At 42.6% G+C, this 5,545-nt stretch carries 9 protein-coding genes; all 9 read left to right on the top strand.

Annotated features, from left to right (window positions below):
• A partial coding sequence (locus AC1DUA_RS21295) for a chemotaxis protein CheW (RefSeq protein ID WP_477501679.1) occupies positions 1 to 205 on the top strand: 205 nt, incomplete at its 5' end.
• Between the two features lie 36 nt (positions 206 to 241).
• Positions 242 to 829 (top strand): chemotaxis protein CheC, encoded by a 588-nt coding sequence (locus AC1DUA_RS21290; RefSeq protein ID WP_477501680.1) that lies wholly within the window; start codon positions 242 to 244, stop codon positions 827 to 829.
• Positions 826 to 1,320 (top strand): chemotaxis protein CheD, encoded by a 495-nt coding sequence (locus tag AC1DUA_RS21285; RefSeq protein ID WP_477501678.1) that lies wholly within the window; start codon positions 826 to 828, stop codon positions 1,318 to 1,320. The genes AC1DUA_RS21290 and AC1DUA_RS21285 overlap by 4 nt, the downstream gene beginning before the upstream one ends.
• Complete coding sequence (locus tag AC1DUA_RS21280) at positions 1,320 to 1,754, top strand: hypothetical protein (protein WP_477501677.1); 435 nt, start codon at positions 1,320 to 1,322, stop codon at positions 1,752 to 1,754. The genes AC1DUA_RS21285 and AC1DUA_RS21280 overlap by 1 nt, the downstream gene beginning before the upstream one ends.
• A 19-nt stretch (positions 1,755 to 1,773) precedes the next feature.
• Positions 1,774 to 2,562: a FliA/WhiG family RNA polymerase sigma factor gene (locus AC1DUA_RS21275; RefSeq protein ID WP_477501676.1), complete on the top strand. Its 789-nt coding sequence runs from the start codon at positions 1,774 to 1,776 to the stop codon at positions 2,560 to 2,562.
• A gap of 33 nt (positions 2,563 to 2,595) precedes the next feature.
• A complete protein-coding gene (locus AC1DUA_RS21270) occupies positions 2,596 to 4,005 on the top strand; it encodes a DUF342 domain-containing protein (RefSeq protein ID WP_477501675.1) in 1,410 nt (469 codons plus the stop codon).
• A 19-nt stretch (positions 4,006 to 4,024) separates the two neighbouring features.
• Positions 4,025 to 4,348 (top strand): hypothetical protein, encoded by a 324-nt coding sequence (locus tag AC1DUA_RS21265; RefSeq protein WP_477501674.1) that lies wholly within the window; start codon positions 4,025 to 4,027, stop codon positions 4,346 to 4,348.
• Between the two features lie 36 nt (positions 4,349 to 4,384).
• The gene (locus AC1DUA_RS21260) at positions 4,385 to 4,972 is read left to right on the top strand and encodes a hypothetical protein (protein WP_477501673.1); all 588 of its coding nucleotides are present in this window, start codon (positions 4,385 to 4,387) and stop codon (positions 4,970 to 4,972) included.
• A complete protein-coding gene (locus AC1DUA_RS21255; protein ID WP_477501672.1) occupies positions 4,965 to 5,477 on the top strand; it encodes a hypothetical protein in 513 nt (170 codons plus the stop codon). Before AC1DUA_RS21260 ends, AC1DUA_RS21255 begins: the two co-directional genes overlap by 8 nt.
• Positions 5,478 to 5,545: the final 68 nt, after the last annotated feature.

The following is a 5,545-nucleotide window of genomic DNA, read 5'->3' as shown; positions in this document are numbered from 1 at the left end:
GGGCTTAATCGTAGATTCAGCCAATGACGTCATTGATCTGGACACCGATAATATTGATACTCCACCAGAGATTGTTGGCGGGATCAAAGCGAAGTATTTGGATGGAATTGCGCGCGTTGGTGAGGAAAGATTGCTAGTGCTGCTTAACTTAGAGCAGGTCTTGGACCGTAACGAAATTCTACAGTTAGAAAGATTAGAGGACTAGCTTGTGGACGTTTTTAGTCAGTTGGCAGATTTTCAAATGGATGTTCTCAAGGAAGTTGGCAATATAGGCGCGGGGCATGCTGCTACCGCCCTATCTACGCTATTGGATAAACCGATTGATATGCTTGTACCAAAAGTCAGAATGCTTCCTTTTGAAGAAATTTGTGAAAGTGTTGGCGGGGCTGAGACGGTTGTTCTGGCCATTTTCTTACGGGTAGAAGGAGACGCTCCTGGGAATATGTTCTTTATCCTCAATTTAGATGCCGCTAAGAACATACTGCGGGACCTGATTGGTTTGAAAATTGAAGATCAAGAAGAATACTCGGAGCTAGAGTTATCTGCTTTAAACGAAATAGGTAACATCCTTGCCGGTTCCTATCTTTCTTCTCTTGCTGATTTTACTAACTTGAATATGCAGCCTACAGTCCCAGCATTAGCGATCGATATGGCAGGAGCCATATTAAGTTATGGTTTATTGCAATTTGGTCAAATGGGTGATCAGGCGCTCCTCATCGATACCAAATTTATGGAAGGGGAAAATGAAGTACAAGGACATTTCTTCCTAATTCCTGATCCGGAATCGTTTGGCAAAATATTTTCGGCATTAGGAGTAGATTCTTCATGACCCAGGATAATTTGATTAAAGTTGGCATGGCTGACTTGAATGTTGCTCACCTTACAGGTGTGTTGAAAACAACAGGTTTAGGCTCATGTGTAGGGGTTACGCTTTATGATAGCCGTGTGAAAGTAGCTGGAATGGCACATGTCATGCTACCATCTTCTGAAATCGCTCGCGAAGGTTCCTTAAACATTGCGAAATATGCGGATACCGCAATTCCTGAGTTAATCTCCAGAATGGAGCAGCTCGGAGCCAGCATTAGCAAGCTTGAAGCTAAGCTTGCAGGCGGTGCCCAGATGTTTGCATTTGCTGGAAATAATGATACGATGAGAATTGGCCCGAGAAATGTTGAATCCTGTAAAGATATGTTGAATAAATACAGGATTCCAATTCGTGCAGAGGATACTGGTGCGAATTACGGTCGAACGATAGAATTTAATAGTGAAACCGGCATTCTAGTCATTCGAAGCGTCCAATTAGGAGTGAAAGAAATTTAATGATGATTGGTACCATTCGAATAAATTTCATTGTAGCAGGGTTGGCAGGTTTATTAACTTTTGGTTTATCGATTGGCAATAATTTATTGCTAACTTCCTGCCTGAAAAGTGTATACAGTTTTCTTATTTTATTTATTCTTACCTTTGGCTTTCGATGGGTGTTAGGTCTGATGATTGGGGCTGAACACGCGGCAGGAACTGCACAACATGCGAATTTGACGTCGGATTCAGCGGTTGGTCAAACTTTGGATTTGACGACTCCAGAAGAAGATGAGGAAACACGTGAACTGTTGAAAGCTAGCTTAGGCAATAATCATACGCCGTCATCAGCTGACATGCAATTTTCACCACTGAATCCACCTAAGTTAGTCACCAAGAATAATCTGGACCCTGAACAACTGGCGGGTGCCCTAAGGCGAATGTCAGAAGACTAAGGATGGTGAAACGTAAATCATGATCGAACAAAAGCAATCACAACTAGCGAATTTCGACTTATGGAAGCAGTGGAAGGAAGACGGCTGGGTTCCCGCTAAGCAGGCACTGATTGAGAGTTACTTGCCTTTAGTCGATTATGTGTCAGGACGTCTAGCCATTGGACTACCCAAAAGCGTCTCGAAAGAGGACCTGTCCAGCTATGGCGTGATGGGTCTTATTGATGCCGTGGAGAAATTTGATTATGCCCGCGGATTACAATTCGAAACTTATGCATCCTGGCGAATCCGTGGTTCCATCATCGATGGACTCAGGCAAGGAGATTGGGTCCCGCGCTCTGTTAGAGAGAAGGCCAAAAAAGTTGAAGATGCCTACCAAAAGCTTGAACAACAGTATCTTCGTTCTGTGACGGATGCCGAGATCAGCGCATACTTGCAGGTCAGTGAGCAAGATTTCCAACAGATGCTTCAAGATATTTCTATTACGACGGTGTGTTCGATCGATGATCCCATTCGGGAAGAGGATTCGGAAACACGGCTTTCTTTACTTGTTGATGAAAAGGCTAAAAACCCGGAATTTCAAGTGAATGAGTTTTATTTGAAAGAGTCGCTAGCCAAAGCTATTGAACGTTTAACAGAGAAGGAACGTACTGTGGTTTCGTTATTTTATTTCGAGGAACTCTCTTTAAGTGAAATCGCTGAAGTCATGAGCTTATCTCCTTCGCGCATTTCGCAACTACATTCAAAAGCGATTCTTCGTTTAAAGGGTGTACTTAGCCGATTTAAGAATCAGTTGTTTCAAGATACTTAACATAAACTTGCTAAAGTTGAAGGGTGGAATTCCATGCTTGAGAGGAACATGCCTTTAGATTTTTACATCAGTATTTCCATCTCGGATGATAAATTGTCAGCATTTCTACTTATTAATAATATAGACGATACTTTACAAGTAACAGCTGCTCAATTAGAAGAATTAGCTCAGAAAAACCGCATTATACATGGTTTGAATCGACCATTGCTTGCTCAAATAGCAGCAAATCTTAAATCTTTTTATCAGCAAAAACTAGTTATCGCTATTGGGACGAAGGCAGAACCAGGTGCTAACGGCTATATTTCTTATATTTTTGATTTTGATGAGAATGACAAAAAACCTCAAGAGCTGGATGACGGCAGGGTAAATTATAAAGAAGTGGTATCCCTACATAATGTGAAAAAAGGGCAGCTTATCGGGCAGCGTTACTTAGCTACTGAAGGCACTGCGGGACGTGCGGTAACCGGTGAGACGATTTTTACGAAAGCTGGGAAAGAAGCCCGTTTTAAAATAGGTAAAAATGTGATTGCAGACGCCGAGCAAAAGGGGCTATATGCCTTGATTGATGGGATGGTTGTAAAAACCGATCGGGATAAGATTAACGTATTTCCTGTTTATGAAGTGAATGGAGATGTGGATTATCATATCGGAAATATTGATTTTATCGGTACTGTTGTTGTCCGCGGCAATGTGTTACCTGGATTCAAAATTCGTGCTGCAGGCGATATTCGCGTCACTGGAGGCGTAGAAGCAGCTGAGCTTGAAGCAGATGGGTCGATTGAGATAAACGCCGGTATTGTAGGTCAAAATAAAGCTTTTGTGAAAGCTGGTAAAAATGTAAAGAGTTCTTTTATTCAAGATGCGACTGTTGAAGTGTTAGGTGAGTTGAAAGTTTCACAGAGCATCATGCATTCAACCATTCGAGCTGGCAAAGCAGTTAGTTGTAATGGGGCAAAGGGACTCATCGTTGGTGGCACCATACAAGCTGGAGAACGTGTGACTGCACGCACAATCGGTAATTCCATGTCAACCACAACTGTCATTGAAGTGGGAGTATTGCCGGAGCTCCGTAATGAAATGATACATTTGCGAAATCAACTGAGGGTCTTTATGGAGAATATGGACAAAACAGATAAAGCCCTCTCGTTATTGGATTCCTTGGCGGCTGCGGGTCAACTCACTCCAGATAAACTAGCCATGCGCGTTAAGCTGAACCACACGAAAAAGCAAGGTATCGAAGAGCAAAATACGATCAAGGAACGTATTCTTGAAATTGAAAAATCACTAGAAGATTCCGAATCAGCGAAGGTTGAAGTTTTGTCGACTGTTTACGGAGGAACTAAGATTGTCATTGGCCGCTACACCAAATTCATCAAAGACTCGACGAATCGAATGACGTTCCGTTTGCACGACGGAGATATTTCAATGAGTGCCTACGTGTGAGTGAAGGAGTGGGTAAGCGATGAGTTTTAAAGCCATCGATTTACAGTTCGCTGTACACAAGAACGATGAGGCGGGAATTCGCCAAAATCAATTGATGCAGAAACCTCGCCAAGATGAAACTATCTTAGAGAATCAGGCTGCCCAATCTACTGAAAAAGATCGGCACCGCAGCAGTAAGCTTGAAGAAAGCGCTAGGGCTGACATTAATGATCATGGTGGGCAGAAGCAGCAGATGGCAGAGAGGAAGTCTAAGAATATTAAGGCTTCGTTATCAGCCTCTTCAGAACCTGAACATCAACCGAATCATCCGTACAAAGGGCATCATATTGATTTATCTTTATAAGGGCGTTATTTCATTTATAGAAAAAGGTGAACATAAGTGGCTATGCAGCCGTGGATGTATGTGGTGCTTTTAGGGCTAGTTGTGATTGTTTATGCACGTTTTTTGCCTAAGGAACAAGTGGCAACCTCTGGTAAGATGACTGTCGTTCAGGAGATCGAGGAAACGATAGAACATTTTGCTGCAGAGATGGATGAGCAAAATCAGTCGCTGCTGGATCTATTTTCGAAAACCAAACAAGATTACGAGGTTGAACTTGCAAAGCTGGCAGGCAGGCTGGAAACTTTGGAGAAGCAGAAACACGAGCTATCACAAGAGCTGACCAAAGTGCATGTCAAAGATCCAGGAAATTTAGCTTCAATTCCTACCGTTGATCTAGCATATCGGCAACAGGCAGCCGCGGGAGATCCGCAATTCGTGGGATCTACATTGGTCGTAGAATCACCTATTTCTGAAGAAGAACCTGTTTATGTAGGTTTGAGTATGAAAAGCCGATATGCTGAGCTATTTTCTCTACATGATCAAGGTAAAGGCGTTGAAGCTATCGCCAAGAAATTGGGGATGAATAAAGGTGAGGTAAGTTTGATTCTACAGCTTTCCCGACAGGAGGAGCAGACCCGTGCTTAAAAATCGTTCGTATATTTTAGGTATAGGAACTGGGATCATAGTTGGCGCGTTGTTGCTGCAAATGATGTCAGTTCGGGCAAGCGCACCGGGTAAATCAGGCTTATCTCTTGATGAAATGGATCCTCAGAAATTGAAAGAGGAAGCCACTAAGTACTATCAAGTTTTTGATTTAGGCACCAAAATGTATACGCAAGCTGAAGTAGATGCTTCTGTTCAGAAAAAGGTGAAGGAAGAAGCGGACAAACTAGCTGCGGCTAAGCCTCAAGATCTGCCTAATAAAGTAGATACAGTTGTTAGAACGGTTATCTATGTGCAGCCAAGTCTCGATGCAACCGCTGTTAGTGAGCTTCTCGTGAAATCCGGTCTTATTAGCGATCGCAAGGCATTTGCTACTGAGCTTGAGAAGCAAGGCGGGAATACCAAATTGCAAGTAGGCTTCCACGTGTTTGAAGGGCAGATGGATATGCAGAAAGTTGTGTCGAATCTTATAACATCTCAGCAATAAACGCTCAAATTGATCTTTATTTTGAGGTCTTTTTTTATTTAAACATGCCAATTGCCTAGGGAAAATAC

It is taken from the genome of Paenibacillus sp. 01T422 (assembly GCF_056398785.1).
Note: the sequence above shows the minus strand (reverse complement) of the source record. Positions and strands in the feature narration are given on the sequence as shown.